This is a genomic window from Siansivirga zeaxanthinifaciens CC-SAMT-1 (assembly GCF_000941055.1).
GTDB classification, from domain to species: domain Bacteria; phylum Bacteroidota; class Bacteroidia; order Flavobacteriales; family Flavobacteriaceae; genus Siansivirga; species Siansivirga zeaxanthinifaciens.
Genome location: NZ_CP007202.1, coordinates 2941934 through 2959649, shown reverse-complemented (window position 1 = coordinate 2959649; position 17716 = coordinate 2941934). Strand labels below are relative to the sequence as shown.

Genomic DNA, 17716 nt, shown 5'->3' with positions numbered 1-17716 from the left:
ATAGATATAAATCAAAATGAAAAAAAAACAAGCCTTTTTAGTGCTATCCTTATTTTTTGTCCTTTTTTGTTTTTCATGTAATCAAATTTCGGCACATAAAGCATCATTGTCTTTTCAGAGATTATTAGTAAATTCAAAAGAAAACCCAAAAAATATCGAAAGTGAAAACCCACTTTTTTCATGGATTGTAAAAGCAGAAGGCTTCAATAAATCGCAATCGGCATACCATATTTTGGTGGCATCTTCCAAAGAAAAACTAAACGAAAATGATGCTGATATATGGAACTCTTCAAAATTGATTAGTAATAAATCTGCTTTAGTCAAATTTCAAGGAAATGTTTTAGAGGCTTTCAAAACATACTACTGGAAGGTGAAAATTTGGGATGACACAGATGTTGCTACTAATTGGTCTGATATTCAGGTGTTTGAAATGGGTTTGATGGATTCCAAAAATTGGAACGCATCAAAATGGATTACCTTAAATAACGACAGTAGAACTTCGCCGCATCGTTTTAGAGATTACAAAACCGCTAAGATGGACAAGCCTATTCCCGTTGATGGTTACCCAGCTAGTTATTTTAGAAAAGAAATAGACATAAATAAAACCATTGAAAAAGCTCAAGCTTATATTTGTGCTTTGGGGTATTACGAGCTTTATTTAAATGGTGAAAAAGTTGGCGATCATGTGTTAGATCCCGCACCTTCTAATTATGATAAACAAGCGTATTACGTAAATTATAACATTACCAAACAATTACAACAAGGCAAAAATGCTTTAGGTATTATTTTGGGGAATGGTTTTTATGGTCAAAACATATCTTGGAAAAACGACCCAGAATCAAATAACGATTTAGCTTATGGTCCGCCTACGGTACGTTGTTTAATTAAGGTAAACTATACTGATGGTAGCTCGTCTGATTTTTATACCAATGAGACTTGGAAAGAATCTACTGGTCCTATTGTATTTAATAATATTTACGGCGGAGACACCTATGATGCAAGGTATGAATTAGGAAATTGGACTACAGTAAATTATAATGATGCATCTTGGGGCAATGCTAAAATTGTTACACCAGAAGTAACTAAAATAAGTACACAACAAATACCGCCCATAAAAAAACTCAAAATTTTAGAACCTCAAAATGTATTTAAAGGGGCCGATGGCGAATGGATTGTCGATTTTGGGCAAAATATTGCAGGTTGGGTAAAACTAAATGTAAAGGAAAAGGAAGCACAGCTTATAGAGGTTATAACAGCCGAAGCATTATTAACCAACGGTAAAGATATCTTTCAGGGATCTACTGGTGGTGGCGCTAATGGCATGTCTCAAATTTATCAATACATCTGTAAAGGAAGTGAAACCGAATCATGGGAACCAAAATTTAGTTATCATGGGTTTCGATTTGCCAAAATTAAAGGTATTTCAAGAAAACCAGATGCGAATATGATTAAAGCGGTTTTGGTGGCTACCGATATTCAAGAGACAGGAAGTTTTGCTTCATCAGATGAACTTTTAAATAAAATGCATAGCATTAGTAAATGGACCATAGTAGATAACGTTCATGGTATTCCAGAAGATTGTCCGCATCGCGAAAAATGTGGTTGGTTAGGTGATGCGCATGCGTTCTGCGAATATGCACTGTATAATTACGAGATGTTAGATTTCTACAAAAAATACATGGAAGACATTCGTACTCAAATGCGGCCTACAAAAGGACATAACAATCCAGAAATAAAATATCAAGTCCCAACCATGATAGCTCCCGGTAAGCGTACATCCACTTACGCTAAAATTGATTGGGGTGTAGCAACTATGTATTTACCATGGTATAATTACTGGTATTATGGTGATGAGACTATTGTAAAAGATTACTATCCTGAAATGAAAGATTTAACCAATTTTTATCTCAATTTTAAAGATGCCAACGGCATTATGCAAGACGGCATGGGCGATTGGTGTCCACCTCTTTGGGATAGACGATTAAATCCAGAAGCCATGGAATGTGACCCCATCATTTCAGCGAATGCCTATTTTTATGATGTTTTGGGAATTATGGAGCGATTTGCTAAAATGAATAATGATGCTGATTATGAGTTGAAAATGAAACAAGAAAAAGAAGCTTTAAAAACAGCTTTTAATAAAGCATATTTAGTTGCTATTCCAAATACAAAGCATAAATGGTACCAAAGTCAAACGGCTACGGTGCAAGCACTTCAATTTGGCATGGTTCCAGAAACTGAAATAAGTAATGTGGTTAATGGTCTCGAATACAATATTGTAACAGTAAAAGGTGGTCATCACTCTACAGGAATTCATGGAAACAGATATATCTATACCGTTTTAGCTTATCATGGAAAAGCCGATTTGGCCCATCAAATATTAACCACTCCAGATTTTCCTAGTCAGACCTATGTTATGAATTCAGGCTTTACCACATGGCCAGAACGCCAATTTGAGTGGGAGAAAATGGAAGGTCCAACAAACTCATTAAATCACCCCATGCATAGTGGTTTCGCTGCTTATTTCTATGAAACTTTAGGTGGTATTAAATCTTCAAAAGAACATGTTGGGTATAAGGAATTTATTGTAAATCCAATATTTCCAAATACCATGACTGAAACTTCGGTAAAGGTACCTACACCATATGGTGCCATTCATAGTAGTTGGAAGTTAAATGGTGAAAATTTTTCAATGAATTTAGAAGTGCCTTTTAATACGAAAGCACAAGTTGTTCTATCACCCAAGGAATTAAAATCATTAAAGATTAATGGTGTTTCTCTTGAAGTTTTTCAAAAAGAAACGAAAGTTGAAATACAGGATAATTCGACTTTAGTAATAGGTTCTGGAACGTATTTATTACAATACGTTAAATAAAAAAAATGGTAAATAAACTCTATATATCTTGCCTTTTTATACTATTAATGGTGTCTGTAAAAGCACAAGTTAATATTACGCAAAAAGGGATCTCTACAGTAGATTCCAAGGCGCTTACCATTGATGGTAAATTTGGTATCGCTATTAATGGTCGAACTTACCAAAAAGATGCGTTGGCGTCATTTAAAGGATACCAATATATGGCGTATTACAATGAAGATAGACGTGTTTGTATTTCAAGAAGAAAACTTCCTAAAGGTGATTGGGAAACCATTCAATTTTTAGACTACGATTTTAAAAGTAACGATTCACATAATGTTGTTTCATTTGGCATTTGCCCTAATGATGGTACCATTCACTTAGCCTTCGACCATCATGTACATTCGTTGCATTATCGTGTTTCTAAAAAGGGTTTAGCAACCAGTCCAGAAACCATGGATTGGAGTGCCGCATCTTTTGGCCCCATTATACATGAGTTGGAGGAAAATAAACCTATTAAAATAACGTATCCAAAATTTTGGCCAACGCCCGAAGGGAATCTTCAAATGAATTATCGTGTAAGAGGTTCTGGTGATGGCGATCGCATGTTGGTAGACTACAATGCCAAAACCGGAAAATGGGAACATACCAGACAAATTGATTCGGCATTAGGAATGTTTGAAGATCAATTCGGAAAAAGCGAGACGCGTTGTTCGTATCCTAATGGATACGATTATGATGCGAATGGAAGATTGCATGTAACCTTTGTTTGGCGCGAAAATAGCCAAGGCGCTAATCACGATTTAATGTACGCTTTTAGTGATGATCATGGATTTACCTGGAAAAATAATGATGGTAATGTATTGAATGAAATTATAAACGTTAATTCTCCGGGTATTGTGGTGCAATCCATTCCCAGAGTATGGGGTTTAATGAACGATCATGGTCAAGTAATAGACTCTAACGGGCGCGTACATGTAGTGATGTACCACGCAACACAAGAAACCATTGAAGCGGCAGGAAGCAGATTGGGAGCAACACGATGGGGCCCCATTTCTGCACAACGCTATTTTCATTATTGGCGTAATGAACAAGGTGTATGGAATCGTCTGCAATTACCCATGGCAGTTGGTAACAGACCTAAAATATTTACCGATAAAAATGATAATCTTATTATGATTTATTGTGGTACAACCAACAAATCTATAAAAGGCAAAAGTAGTAAAGCTGATGGTGCAGATTTGATAGTGGCTGTTGCAACAGCTAAAAACAAATGGCAAGATTGGCATATTGCACATGCGGTTAAAGGCCCTTTTATGAATGATATGTTGGCAGATATTTACCGTTGGAAAAAAGAAGGTGTCTTATCTGTAATGATACAAGATGAACCTAAAAGAAAAAGAAAACCAAGTGAATTAAAAGTTGTTGATTTAGCAATCGATATAAAATAATGAAACTTAAAAGATTTTAAAATAAATAAGTGCAAAATTTAATAATAATGAACATATTTTCAACAAAGATTATATTATTTTTAATTACGTTACTAATTTCAATGCCATTGTTTTCACAAGTTGCAGCTTGTAATGGGGTATTGCCATTCGAAGAACAAAATGGACTGTTAACCATTGAGATGGAATCTGGTGTTTTACCTTCTGGATCAAATTGGCAAACAGGAAGTGAATCAGACCCTAATTTACCTGGATCAACAATTAATTATATATTTTGGAATGGCACAGAATCTTTCAATGCCCTTTCTGGTTCGCCAATAACATATAACATAAAAATTAATAATCCAGGCACCTATAGATTTGCATGGCGAGGGCGCATTGGTACAGGTAGTTCTGGAGGAGAGCACAATGATGCTTGGCTTCGTATTGATGCTGATGATTTTTATGCAACAAAGTCAGGCAACGCTACCGATGCTGTTGCATTAGAACCAAAACCTAATTGTAATACGAATCCAAATAGAGATTGTCCTTTAGGTTCAAGTGTTAATGGTTATTTTAAGGCTTTTATGAACAGACACCCCATAAATTCGACTCCTGAACAGCGCTGGGGTTTTGTAACAAACACTAACGATGGAGATTCCTTTAGATTTATATGGGCAACTTTTAATACAGCGGGCAATTATTCTATAATTGTCGATGCTAGGTCAAATTTCTTTTTTATGGATAAAATGGTTTTAAGAAGAGTTGATGTTTCTGATTCGGTTGCTTTTAATTTAACTAATAGTGAATCTATGTGTTACGACAGTTCCCTTTCTGTCAATTCAAAATCGTTTAAAGACATAAAGGTATTTCCAATCCCAACAAATGGTAAACTAGAACTTATTAATATACCCAGTAATTCAAAACTGGTTATTTCAAATATTTACGGTACAATCATAAGTGAAACTGTAAGTAAAAATTCCAATCAAACTATCGATATGAGTCATGTAGAAACTGGTGTTTATTTTATTTCAATTAGCGATTCAGTAAGGACCTTTTCAAAAAAAATCATTAAATTATAGATAGCTTTTTTAAATTTTTGTTAATAAGAATTTGATAATTAGCAACATTTATTTTTTATCATGACAATAAAGGATAGATAATATAAAAGAGATGTTTTCATTTAAATTGTTAACTAAAAAGAAAATCACATATGTTTTACGCGCAAACTAGGAAATTAGTTGCCTTTTTGTTGTTTGTTTCTGCATTTTCTCTTTTTTACACTTGCTCAAAGTCTGAGGATGTAGAAAAAGAAATAATTGAAACACCAGAACCAGAAATACCTCAAGCACCAGTAGATCCTGCTAAGCTAGTAACCATTAACACTGGGGCAGTAGTGGGAACGTTTTATAATTTTTGGTCTACAAGACCAATGATAAACCAAACACGTTTTAATAGTTCAGGATTTAGAACTGGAGAAGTAGAAAACGCTAAAGAGTATGTGAAGAGCTATAATTTAGTGCGAATGCTTGGTGGAAGAACCGATAACTTAAACGAGTATTACCAAGGCGTTGATGGGTCTGGTAATATTATTACTGATTTTAGCGGACTCCTTACAAGCATGCGTAACTTTAGGCTTACAGGTTTAAAGCCGCGTATTGTTTTAGATAATGTGCCATGGGAGATGAGTTTGCCAAAAGTAGTAGACACTTATGGAAATTCTAAGCCACCAATAGATTATAATTTATGGAGACAATATATAAACGCCTTTTTAAATACCTTAGTTAACGAATTTGGAATGGCAGAGGTTAAAACCTGGCGCTTTAGAGTAGCAACAGAACCTAATTATAGTCCAGACCACTGGCGTGGTACCAAAGAAGATTATTTTAAACATTACGACATAACGGTTGATGAAGTTTTAAAAGTTATTCCAGATGCCATTATTGGGCCTGGAAATATGCTTACCGAAGGTGTTGCTAAGTTTAAAACAGAACTTATAGACCATTGCGCTAATGGAACCAATTATGTAACGGGACAAAAAGGTACAAAAATGAGTTTTTTTTGTATTTCTTATTACGAAAAAATAGATCAAAATACCGTAAAACTAGCAGGCGATATTGGACCTTATCGAAATAGTTTGGATAGCTACTCTCAATTTGCAGATATCCCTCTTGAAATACACGAATTCGGTATGCTAAGAGACGAAAATGCGAAAAGAGGTGTTAGTTTAAACGATGCAACAGAACTTGGTGCCAGTTGGTATGCAACCATTGCCGAAATGGCATTTAAGTATAAAATTAACGAAATTTATGATTGGGGGCAAGAAATTGAAGGGAGTAACTTGCCTCAAGGAAGACGAAATGTCTCTAAAATGTTTCAAATGATGGAAGGTGGTAATAGACTTCAGGCAAATCATAATCTTTCAGGATATGCTGGTGTAATACCTGTTGAAAAAAATAATGCTTTTTATTTATTGGTGTACAATCATAATCCAAGTAGAACAAGTACAAATAAAAATACGATTTACCCAAGGTTAGAAGGCGGCTTAATTGCAAGTGGCACTAAGTGGAGCATGAACGAATGGACTGTTGATAAGAATAATAGCATCATGATGCACGAGTTATATAAAGACCTTCGTAATGCTGGAATAAGTGAGATAAGTAATGGTCGTATTTATGCTAATCGCATTTCCGATCGTTTTAATACCGGTTGGGAAAATGTATTAAATGCTAATATGGCTAAGTATGAAAATCTGGCTAAACTGTCTAAAACAGCAAGCAATGTTACTGTTAACAAAAAGGACGGAAATCTTACCCTGAAAGTAGAATTAGAACCACATAGTGTTAAGTTAATAGAATTAATTCCTCAGTAATATTATTCAAATTTATTTAGTTAATTATTAACCTAAAACACCTGATTAATTGTTTAGTTTATTAAACTGGTTTACATTTTTACTAAATAATATTCTTGTTTTTAAGTTAAAAATGTCATTTGTAATTTTTTAATATAAAAATTCTTATATCGCTTATTTATTAACACTTTTATTCGATTATATTAAAATAAAATGCTAAAAATTTAATCATTTTATTTTTTCACCCTTACAAAACAGGATAGAGTACATATCGAGTCTATATAAATTTAGCTTAATAAACCAATTAACTAAATAAATATGAAACTAAAATTAAATTCATTTCCAAGATTTAAAAAATCTTGGTTGTGTTTATTCTTTGCACTATCCAGTTTTATAGTGATTAATTCACAAACAATTTCTGGAACTGTTACAGCAGATGGACAACCATTACCGGGGGCTACAGTTTTAATTAAGGGTATGACAAAAGGAACGAGTACCGATTTTGATGGGAATTATATCCTTGAAGCTAGTCCACAAAGCACATTAGTGTTTTCGTATGTTGGTTACGCAACTCAAAGCGTTTTAGTAGGTAACCAAAAAACTATTAACGTGAATTTAGTTGCCGACAACAAATTGGACGAAGTTGTAGTTATTGGATATGGTACCCAACGTAAATCTGATTTAACAGGGGCTGTATCATCAATAAGTTCAGAAGATATAGCTAGCCTCCCCGTTGCAAGAGTAGATCAAGCTTTACAAGGTAGAGCAGCAGGTGTTCAAGTTACTCAAACAAGTGGAGCTCCTGGTGCGGGAACATCTATTAGGGTAAGAGGAGGAAACTCTATTACTGGAAATAACCAACCGCTTTGGGTTGTCGATGGAATTATTGTAGGCACTAATTTTAATTTGAATAATCTGAACGCCAATGATATTAAATCGGTTGAGATTTTAAAAGATGCATCTTCTATAGCTATTTATGGATCTAGGGGGGCTAATGGTGTTATTTTGGTAACTACAAAAAATGGAGCGAATATTGGTGGGGGTAAACCCCAAGTAAATGTGGGTATTTATACAAGTACTCAATTGGTTCCAGAAAGGCCTGCCTTTCTATCTCAAGCAGAACAAATTGCCTATACTAACGAGGATGCTCGTTTTAGAGGCGTTGCAGAACCATTTCCTGGGAATCCATCTGATTACCCAGATAATGATTATTTTGATTTATTGCTAGATCCATCACCAATTTATAATGCCGATTTATCTATTGCTGGTTCTTCTGAAAATGGTAATGTAAATTATTATAACTCTTTGAATTTCTTCCATCAAGACGGATTAATAAAGAATTCTGGAATTGAAAAATATATTTTCAGATCAAATGTTGATTTTAAATTAAGTGATAAATTAAAAGCAGGATTCAGAGTTAATTACTCCAGAATAAAGCAAGACAATGGTGTTGTAGCTTATGGCGGATTATTAAATATTTTGCCAACGCAACCTATTTATAATGATGATGGATCTTTCAATGGATTCAATGATGTCATTGGGGCGCCTTTTAACAATCCATTAGCAACAGCTCAATTGGATACTGATGAAACAATTGGTACTAATTTCTTGGGAACGATGTATCTAGAATACAGTCCCATTAAAAATTTAATTATTCGTTCTACTTTTAATCCTGAGATTGATAATAGCAAGAGAAACGAGTTTACTTCTAGCCAAAGACCAGATCTAACGGTTGTGGGCGAGACTGGAAATGCAAGAATTTCTTCAGTTGCAAGCTTAAACTGGAACAATGAAAACACGATTCAATACAGCACAAAATTAGGAGAAAACCATAATTTAACTATGCTTGGAGGTGCATCTTTTCAAAAGAGTTCTAGTGAGTCTGTTCTAGCGCAATCATTTGGTTTTACTACCGATGCAACACAGTTTAATAACCTAAATCTAGGAACTGATCCAACTAGAAATGTTGTAAGAAGTAGCTTTGTAAGCGAACAAATTGTATCCTTTTTTGGAAGGCTTAATTATAGCTATAAAGACAAATATTTATTAACTTTAGTAGGAAGAAGCGATGGTAGCTCGAAATTTGCACCTGGTAATAAATATGCATTTTTCCCATCCGTAGCAGGTGCTTGGAAAATTTCTGAAGAACCATTTATGCAAAACCAAAGCGTATTTAGTGATTTAAAGTTAAGAGCAAGTTATGGTAAATCAGGAAATCAGGCTATTTTACCTTATAGTACCTTGCCTATTTATGAGGAAGCTAATACATCTTATAATGGGGTAGAATTACCGGGTTTAACTTTGGGAAGACCCGCAAACCCAGATTTACAATGGGAAACAACGTCATCTTATGATATAGCTCTAGAAGCTTCGCTTTTTAATGGTAGAATATTTACAGAGTTTAATTACTATCGTAAGAAAACAAATGATTTACTGTTAGATGTATCAATTCCTAGGCAAACAGGTTTTCAAACACAGCTACAAAACGTAGGGTCGCTTGAAAATAAAGGTTGGGAGTTTTTAATTAACACAACCAACATTAGAAATAATCACTTTACTTGGGGGTCTACATTAACCCTTTCTTCAAACAAGAACAAAATACTAGATCTTGGAGGTAAAGATTTCATAGATTTGGTAGTAGATCAAATTGTAGGTGCTGGTAATCTACGTCTTATAGTAGGCGAAACAGTCCCTGTATTTACTGGAGCCAATTACTTAGGTACTTGGAAGAGTCAAGCAGAAATTGATGCTTCTGGTTTGTTGCCAGGTTCTCAAGTAGTTGGTGGACCAAGATTTGAAAACCAATTAACAGTTGATACTAACAATGACGGTATCCCAGATCAAGCAGACAACATCATATCTAACGAAGATTATGTGGTATTAGGTAATCCATTTCCAGATTTAATTTATGGTTTTGAAAATAACTTTCGTTATAAAAATTTTGATTTAAACGTATACATTCAAGGTACCGTTGGTAATGAAGTTTATAATTTAAGAACTAGAGGTAATTTTTGGACCCGCGGTGAAAATCCAAAGTATGCTGAGATAGCCGATCGTTGGACACCAGATAATCCATTATCTAATATACCTAGAGCAGGTTCCGATGGAGTAACAGGTATTCCTCCTACTTCTGAGGATGTTGAAGATGGTACGCACTTACGTTTAAAGAATGTGAAATTAACTTATAACCTTCCAGTAGATAAAATTGGATGGGAAGGTGTTAAAGCAATGTCCATTTATGCTTCAGGAACAAACCTATTGTTATTATCAGATTTTAGGTTAATCGATCCTGAAACAAGTCGTTATGGAAATACTGGATTAGGAAATATTGCTCAAGGATTTTCAAACGGAGAGTATCCAAATGCAAAGGTTATTAGCATAGGACTAAATGTAACTTTTTAATCAAATTAATATGAAAACAATAAATAAATATATATTTATATTACTTGCACTTAGCTCATTTTACAATTGTGATTCATTTCTAGAAGAAGACCCTAGAGATATTATCGCACCTGAAAATTTCTTTGCAACAGAATCAGATGCAAGACAAGCCATTACTGGCGTTTACGCTATTTATAAAAATAATTCTATATATGGACAAGTAGGTTTAGATCATTTTTACGATAACGGAGCTGATATTATTGAGCCTAATCGGGTAGCAAATTTCGTTGAAGCTATAGGAAATTATACAATGAACGAGGCCGTAGCTGATGAATCTGTTCAAAGAATGAGTGTAGGTGATACCTGGAAAGACTTTTATAAAATAATTTTAAATTGTAATATTATTGTTGATAGAGTAGATGGTAATGCTGCAATTTCTCAAAGTGCACAAACAGATATTATAGCAGAAGCTAGACTTCTAAGGGGTTTAGCTTATTGGCATATTACCAATTTATGGGGAGATGCACCGTATTACACTGAAAATATTAATATTAATCAAATTAGAACTCTGGGCAGAACACCAAAAGAAACCATTTTAGAAGGTGTTTTGGACGACTTAGAGTTTGCCGAAAGTAAATTGAAGTCTTTTTATCCAGAAGCTCAAAGAGGAAGAGCTTCAAAATGGGTCGCTTCAATTGTAATTGCAAAAATTTACATGCAAGAAAAAAAATGGCAACTTGGTTTGGATAAATGTTTAGAAATTATAAATAATTCTAATCACAAAATTCTTTCCTCATATGCAGATGTTTTTAATCCAGATAATGAGTATAACTCAGAAATTATTTGGTCTTTAGATTTTGCCAAGGATATTCGTAGCCAGTACGAGGAAGGGCTAGTAGATGTAGCAGGAGGCACCTTAAACCCTGCTTGGGGAAATGGTAACTGGAGACCGAGTATGTTTAATCCTCGTTTACGAGACGAACCTAAAAACACATCCCAAAGAGCTGCATTATCGGCTGCATTAACAGCTAGGGGAGAAGCCTTTAATGGCACAGGCTTACAAATAGCCTCTAAAGATTTTGCGGCTAAGTTTCCATTAAACGATTTGAGAAGACCACTAAATGTTTTAGATAGCTATTTAGGTTTTGAGCTAGCATTTCCGTACATGCCAAAATTTATGAATTTAAAATTAGATTCTTCTCCACGTTTTAATCACTCCGATAATAGAATGGTATTTCGTCTAGCTGATGTTGCTTTGATGGCTGCTGAGTGTGAGAATGAGCGTCCTGGTGGTAATCCAACTACGGCTTATGAATATATTAAAGAAATAAGAGAACGTGCTTATGCAACAGTTGGAGAAGCTGAGGCTATCAAAGGTTTAACACAAGCACAATTCAGACAAGCTATTTATGATGAACGGAAGTGGGAGTTGGCTGGTGAAGCTCACAGAAGATATGATTTAATTAGATGGGGTATTTTATTAGATGTAGTTCAAAATCTTGAATACCGTTTTTGGAAACCTAATGAAAATATTAGACCTCATCATATATTATTACCAGTACCATTATCTGAGTTGCAATTAAACCCTAAATTATTGGAGTCAGATCCAACAAATAATGGATACCGAAATTAATAAGTTTTTAATTTAGTTTTGAAAAGACCGGAATAATTATATTTCGGTCTTTTTTTTGTAAATCGTTATAAATTGATATTATTATGGTAAATCAGTACAATACAGGATACATAATAAATAATCATGTTTTAAATTGCCCTTTATTTTTAAACTAAACTTTTTTATGCATTTTAAAGTCACTATTTTTTGTTTTTTACTTATTAGTATTGTTGCTCAATCTCAAATTAAACATGGATTGAGAGATGATTCAGGCAGACATATTATTCCCAGAGGATTTGTAGTTAATACCAACGACGGCAAAGGAGAAGTGTTTTTTAATAGTGACGATTATATGCGTATGGTTCGCATGGGGGCTAATACCCAAGTAATACGTTTAGAACTAGGTAAGTTAAGTAATTTTCCTGGAGGCAAACTCGAACCAAATTACCTTGTTAAGTTAGATTCTTTAGTTACATTGGGTAAAAATGCCGGTATGAATACGGTATTTAAAATGACCGTTTATGGTGTAGATAAATTTATTTGGGAAGAATTTTGGCTAAATAAAAAAGGCGAGTATGCCACCTATATAGATGCTTGGCAGGTTATTTGGAATCGATATTCCAAAGAATCTTCTGTTTTGGGTTATGATGTTGTGAATGAACCCAGAAAGTTAACTATGGATATTACTTATTCAGACTTAACAAAAAAATATCTAATTCCATTATATCAGCAAATTATTGATGAAAGTCAAAAAATTAATCCAAATAAAAAAATACTAATTCAGTCTATTTTTATGAATAAAGGCGAAGGTATTGATAACAATCAATATGCTGAAATTACAGCGCCAATCAATAGAAAAAATGTCATTTTCGCACCGCATATTTATCAGAATAAAATAGACTTTATTAAGCCTGTGATGGATCGATTTGATAATGAATCAGATATGCTAAACGCTCCCATTTTAATTGGGGAATGGGGGTTTCCTACCTTTGCAACAACCGATACTTTAATAGAAGGAAACCTTGGACAATTAAAATATAGAGAACTTTACATTAGAACTGCCGAGGTATTCGATCGTATGGGGGTTGGGTCTATAAAAGCTTGGTTTTTAGGAAATAGGACCATGCAGCATTTTCTTCCTGGTGGACCATCAACTTGGTCCATTTTTAGTGATAGCACCGATGTTGGCACCGTAGAGCGTAAATATATTACAGATGTTATTGCAAGACCATTTCCTCAAACCATAGCAGGAGATATTGAGTCGTTTTTATTTAACCATGCCACTAGAACACTTAACCTAAAAATAAAAAGCGCTAATAGCAAAGGGTTATCTAAAATATTTGTTGGAGCTAATAGACATTATCCAGATGGATTTTCTGTAATTATTAATGAAGACCTTGTTGTGTTCTACAATCCTTTAAAAAATGTCGGCTTAGAAACATTCAAATCTCCAGATTATTTTAATGCAAACAATATAATTTGGGATGCACAAGCTCAAAAATTAATAGTGTTAAAGTGGCCAAAAGACAATCAAATAAATACAATTAAAATTGTTCCTGGCTTAAGAAATTTTAACAAATAATCTAAACTAAATGAAAAAGTTAAACATAGTTGTTTTTTTTGTAATTACATTCTTTGTTTGTAATTCTCAAAAAGTATGTGCACAATCAAATCAATTAAGTGACACTCAAATTAAAAAGAATGTAGAAAACCTTTTAAGTCAGATGACTTTGGATGAAAAAATAGCAGAAATGTCACAAGATGCACCTGCTAACGTTCGCTTAGGCATTCCATTCATGAAATTTGGAGAAGGGTTACATGGTTTATGGTACGATGGTGTTACCGTTTATCCTCAGGCCATTGCTTGTGGTTCTACTTGGGATCCTGAATTGATTAAAAAAATGGCATCTCAAACTGCTTTAGAAGCTCGAGCACTAAATATAACCCACTGTTATTCGCCTAATTTAGATGTTATTTCGGGCGATGCACGTTATGGTCGTGTAGAAGAATCGTATGGTGAAGATCCTTATCTTGTTTCGCGCATGGGTGTCGCTTTTATTCAAGGAATGCAAGGCATGGGCAACGAGCGATTAGACAAAAATCACATAATAACCACAGCGAAACACTTTGTGGGCTATCCAGAAAATCGACGTGGTATTAATGGTGGATTTAGCGATATGTCTGAACGTCGTTTAAGAGAAGTGTTTTTACCGCCTTTTGAAGCGGCAGTAAAAGAAGCAAAAGTAGCTTGTATTATGCCTGGGCATCAAGATTTTAACGGAGTGCCTTGTCATATGAACACTTGGTTGCTTAACGATATATTACGTGGCGAATTAGGGTTTGATGGTTTTATTGTATCCGATAATAACGACGTTGGAAGATTACAAACCATGCATTTTATTCCCGAGACACGAGCAGAGGCGGCTATACTTGCTTTAAAAGCAGGGGTAGATATGGATTTGGTTTTAGGAAAACCACTTCATTTATACGCCTATCATTCAAATGTTTTAAAAGATACACTTTCTAAAAACCCAGATTTAGTAAAATACGTAGATTTAGCAACTTCAAGAATTTTAACAGCAAAATATAAATTAGGACTTTTCGGTTCAAAGCAAAAGGAAGTAAAAACAGATACCATTGTTAGTAAAAAAGAGCATCAGGCTTATGCTTACGAAATGGCTAAAAAAGCAATTATTTTATTAAAAAACGATAACAATTTGTTACCGCTTGATATTAATAAAATTAAGTCATTAGCGGTTATTGGACCTAATGCCCATGAAGAAAAACCTGCTAAAGGCACTTATGCTTTGTTGGGTGGGTATTCGGGTTTACCACCTTATTATGTTTCGGCTTTAGAGGGTATTAAAAATAAAACAAAAGGAAAGATTACTATTAATTATGCAAAAGGGTGTGATTTAATAGGCGATTCTAAAGCAGGAATTTCAGACGCTATTGAAGCCGCAAAAAAATCGGATGCTGTGGTCCTTGTTGTAGGTGGTTCGAGAAGAACAGGCGGAGAAGGAGTCGATCGCGACGATTTGAATTTAATGGGTGTTCAAAATGAATTGGTAGAAGCAATTCACAAAACAGGAAAACCAATTATTGTAGTGCTTATTAATGGTCGTCCTTTATCGATAAATTACATTGCTGAAAATATACCATCTATCTTAGAAACTTGGTATTTAGGTATGCATTCTGGTGATGCTATTGCCGATGCCATTTTTGGTGATGTGAATCCTGGAGGTAAGTTAACCGTATCCTTTCCGCGTTCGGTTGGTCAAATTCCAGTTACCTATCTCGAACGTCCAGATTTTATAGGTTCTGGCAAAGGGCAGTATGCTTCTAGTGATAAATCGCCATTATTTCCTTTTGGTTTCGGATTAAGCTATACAACGTTTAAATATAGCACGCCTAAATTAGATAAGTCTATAATAAATGCAGATGGTTCAACTACAGTTTCTGTTGAAGTTACAAATATAGGAACTCGTGTTGGCGATGAAGTTGTACAAATGTATGTTCGCGACGATTTTGCTTCTGTAGGACGTTATTTAAAGATGCTTAAAGGGTTTAAACGTATAAATTTAAAACCAGGTGAAACTAAAACGGTTTCATTTAAATTGGGTTTCGACGAACTTAATATATTAAATCAAAACATGAAAAAAATAGTTGAACCAGGTACGTTTACCATATCAATAGGGGCTTCATCTCTCGAAAAAGATTTACAAAAAGTAACGTTAAGGGTGCAATAATTACATTTTAATCGCAATAATAAAAAACTAAGCATGAATTTTTTAAAATCGTTTTTTCTACTCATAATAGTCATTTGTTTTGGATGTAAAACAGAACAAAAAAAAGAAAGATCTAGTAATAATAATGAACTTGCTCAAGCTAAGACAGGAAGCTGGGGAGATCAAGGGGATGGCACTTACATCAATCCGATATTAAATGCCGACTATCCAGATTCAGATATTGAACAAGTAGGAGACACCTATTATATGATTACATCTAAACAACACATGTCTCCTGGTATGCCTATTTTGAAATCTAAAGATATGGTAAACTGGACCAATGTTGGACACGTGTTTGAAAGTTTGTCTTGGGCCCCAGAATATAATTGGGATAGAATGAATGGCTACTCTTTTGGAGTTTGGGCTGGAGATTTGGCGTATCATGAAGGTACATGGTATTGTTATCAAATAGATTACCAACATGGTTTAATGGTTAGTACCGCAAAGGATATTGCGGGGCCATGGAGTAAGCCCATAATGATGCTTCCTAAGTCGGAAGTTTTAGATGATCCAGGAGTTATATGGGATGAAGAAACACATAAAGCATATATTATTATAAATACTGCGGGCAAACAAAAAAGTCCTGAGAACACCATTGAAGGTAATGAGAACAGAATTTATGAAATGAGTTGGGATGGCACAAAAATTCTTGGTAAAGGGAAGTTAGTCTATACAGGAATGGGAGCCGAAGCCGCTAAAATCTATAAGATTGAAGGTAAATGGTATATCTTTTTGGCGCAATGGACGATGGGAGATAACTCAACATTACCAGGTGTTAAAAATCCAAAAAACGACAGAAAGCAAATTGTATTAAGGTCAAAAACCAATGATATTTATGGGCCATATGAAGTGCGTACTGTTTTAGAAAAAGGAACAGCCTTTAATAATCGCAGTTGTAGCCAAGGTGCGTTAATGCAAGCACCCGATAAATCTTGGTGGTATATGCATCAATTAATTCAAAATGATGATATTCCGTTTCAAGGCAGGCCGCAATGTTTAGAACCTGTAACCTGGGTAGATGGATGGCCAATAATAGGTGTTGATGAAGATAATGATGGTATTGGTGAACCCGTAAAACAATATAAAAAACCAATAAATGGGTATCCTATTGCAGCACCAAGTACCGATGATGATTTTTCTAATACAAAATTAGGATCACAATGGGAATGGAACCATAATCCAAGAAATACGCATTGGTCTTTAACCGAGAGAACAGGGTGGTTACGTTTAAAAGCAAGTAAGGTTTTACCAAACGAAAAAGGCTATGGGCCAAACATAAATCAATGGACTAATAATGATGGGTCAGATTCCGACTTTTGGAGAGCTTGCAATACCTTAAGTCAGCGTATCATGGGGATTACCACTGGTACAGCGGTAGCTAAATTTGATCTTTCAGGAATGCAACCACATCAATTAGCCGGATTTGTTAGATATGGAGGATCTTTTAATTTATTAGGCGTAAATGTGAGTGAAGATGGCAAGAAAAAATTGTTTTATATGGATCCTATGGGTGTTAAAACAGAAGGTCCAGAAATAACAGGAAACGATTTATATGTAAGAACATCAAATTCAAGCAATCAAGCCAATTATGAATATAGCTTAGATGGCAAAACATTTAAACGATTTGGTCCAGTTTTTGTAATTGCTTTTGGTAAATGGACAGGAGACCGATTAGGTTTCTTTTCATGGAATGAAAAAGAAGATGCTGGTTATATCGATGTCGATTGGTTTACCTACGATTATGATGGACCTAAAGCAAAATAAGAACTTTGCACAAAATTTTTAAACAATAAAGATATATTA

General features: G+C 34.5%; 9 protein-coding genes. All 9 read left to right on the top strand.

The features are described from left to right. Positions 1-16: 16 nt before the first annotated feature. The 9 genes from AW14_RS13025 (at position 17) to AW14_RS12985 (ending at position 17677) form a co-directional block, all read left to right on the top strand. Positions 17-2875 (top strand): alpha-L-rhamnosidase, encoded by a 2859-nt coding sequence (locus tag AW14_RS13025; RefSeq protein ID WP_044639200.1) that lies wholly within the window; start codon positions 17-19, stop codon positions 2873-2875. 5 nt (positions 2876-2880) lie between these two features. After that, on the top strand, positions 2881-4305 hold the full coding sequence (locus AW14_RS13020) for a BNR repeat-containing protein (RefSeq protein ID WP_084708894.1): 1425 nt from the start codon (positions 2881-2883) through the stop codon (positions 4303-4305). Between the two features lie 47 nt (positions 4306-4352). Further along, positions 4353-5363 carry a T9SS type A sorting domain-containing protein gene (locus AW14_RS13015; RefSeq protein WP_084708892.1) on the top strand — a complete coding sequence of 337 codons (1011 nt, stop codon included), beginning with the start codon at positions 4353-4355 and terminating at the stop codon, positions 5361-5363. A 131-nt stretch (positions 5364-5494) separates the two neighbouring features. Next, a complete protein-coding gene (locus tag AW14_RS13010) occupies positions 5495-7153 on the top strand; it encodes a GH39 family glycosyl hydrolase (protein ID WP_044639198.1) in 1659 nt (552 codons plus the stop codon). 297 nt (positions 7154-7450) lie between these two features. Then, positions 7451-10534: a SusC/RagA family TonB-linked outer membrane protein gene (locus AW14_RS13005; RefSeq protein ID WP_084708890.1), complete on the top strand. Its 3084-nt coding sequence runs from the start codon at positions 7451-7453 to the stop codon at positions 10532-10534. 10 nt (positions 10535-10544) lie between these two features. Beyond that, positions 10545-12146 (top strand): RagB/SusD family nutrient uptake outer membrane protein, encoded by a 1602-nt coding sequence (locus AW14_RS13000; RefSeq protein WP_044639197.1) that lies wholly within the window; start codon positions 10545-10547, stop codon positions 12144-12146. Positions 12147-12309: 163 nt separating this feature from the next. Continuing rightward, complete coding sequence (locus AW14_RS12995; RefSeq protein ID WP_044639196.1) at positions 12310-13707, top strand: cellulase family glycosylhydrolase; 1398 nt, start codon at positions 12310-12312, stop codon at positions 13705-13707. 10 nt (positions 13708-13717) lie between these two features. Further along, positions 13718-15874: a beta-xylosidase gene (locus tag AW14_RS12990; protein ID WP_052647515.1), complete on the top strand. Its 2157-nt coding sequence runs from the start codon at positions 13718-13720 to the stop codon at positions 15872-15874. A gap of 33 nt (positions 15875-15907) precedes the next feature. Continuing rightward, the gene (locus AW14_RS12985) at positions 15908-17677 is read left to right on the top strand and encodes a glycoside hydrolase family 43 protein (protein ID WP_044639195.1); all 1770 of its coding nucleotides are present in this window, start codon (positions 15908-15910) and stop codon (positions 17675-17677) included. Positions 17678-17716: the final 39 nt, after the last annotated feature.

Bases quoted from the DNA above. Each gene is read 5' to 3' on its own strand.
- AW14_RS13000 (WP_044639197.1), top strand. From the start codon at position 10,545: ATGAAAACAATAAATAAATATATATTTATATTACTTGCACTTAGCTCA.
- AW14_RS13010 (WP_044639198.1), top strand. From the start codon at position 5,495: ATGTTTTACGCGCAAACTAGGAAATTAGTTGCCTTTTTGTTGTTTGTT.
- AW14_RS13005 (WP_084708890.1), top strand. From the start codon at position 7,451: ATGAAACTAAAATTAAATTCATTTCCAAGATTTAAAAAATCTTGGTTG.
- AW14_RS13015 (WP_084708892.1), top strand. From the start codon at position 4,353: ATGAACATATTTTCAACAAAGATTATATTATTTTTAATTACGTTACTA.
- AW14_RS13020 (WP_084708894.1), top strand. From the start codon at position 2,881: ATGGTAAATAAACTCTATATATCTTGCCTTTTTATACTATTAATGGTG.
- AW14_RS12985 (WP_044639195.1), top strand. From the start codon at position 15,908: ATGAATTTTTTAAAATCGTTTTTTCTACTCATAATAGTCATTTGTTTT.
- AW14_RS12990 (WP_052647515.1), top strand. From the start codon at position 13,718: ATGAAAAAGTTAAACATAGTTGTTTTTTTTGTAATTACATTCTTTGTT.
- AW14_RS13025 (WP_044639200.1), top strand. From the start codon at position 17: ATGAAAAAAAAACAAGCCTTTTTAGTGCTATCCTTATTTTTTGTCCTT.
- AW14_RS12995 (WP_044639196.1), top strand. From the start codon at position 12,310: ATGCATTTTAAAGTCACTATTTTTTGTTTTTTACTTATTAGTATTGTT.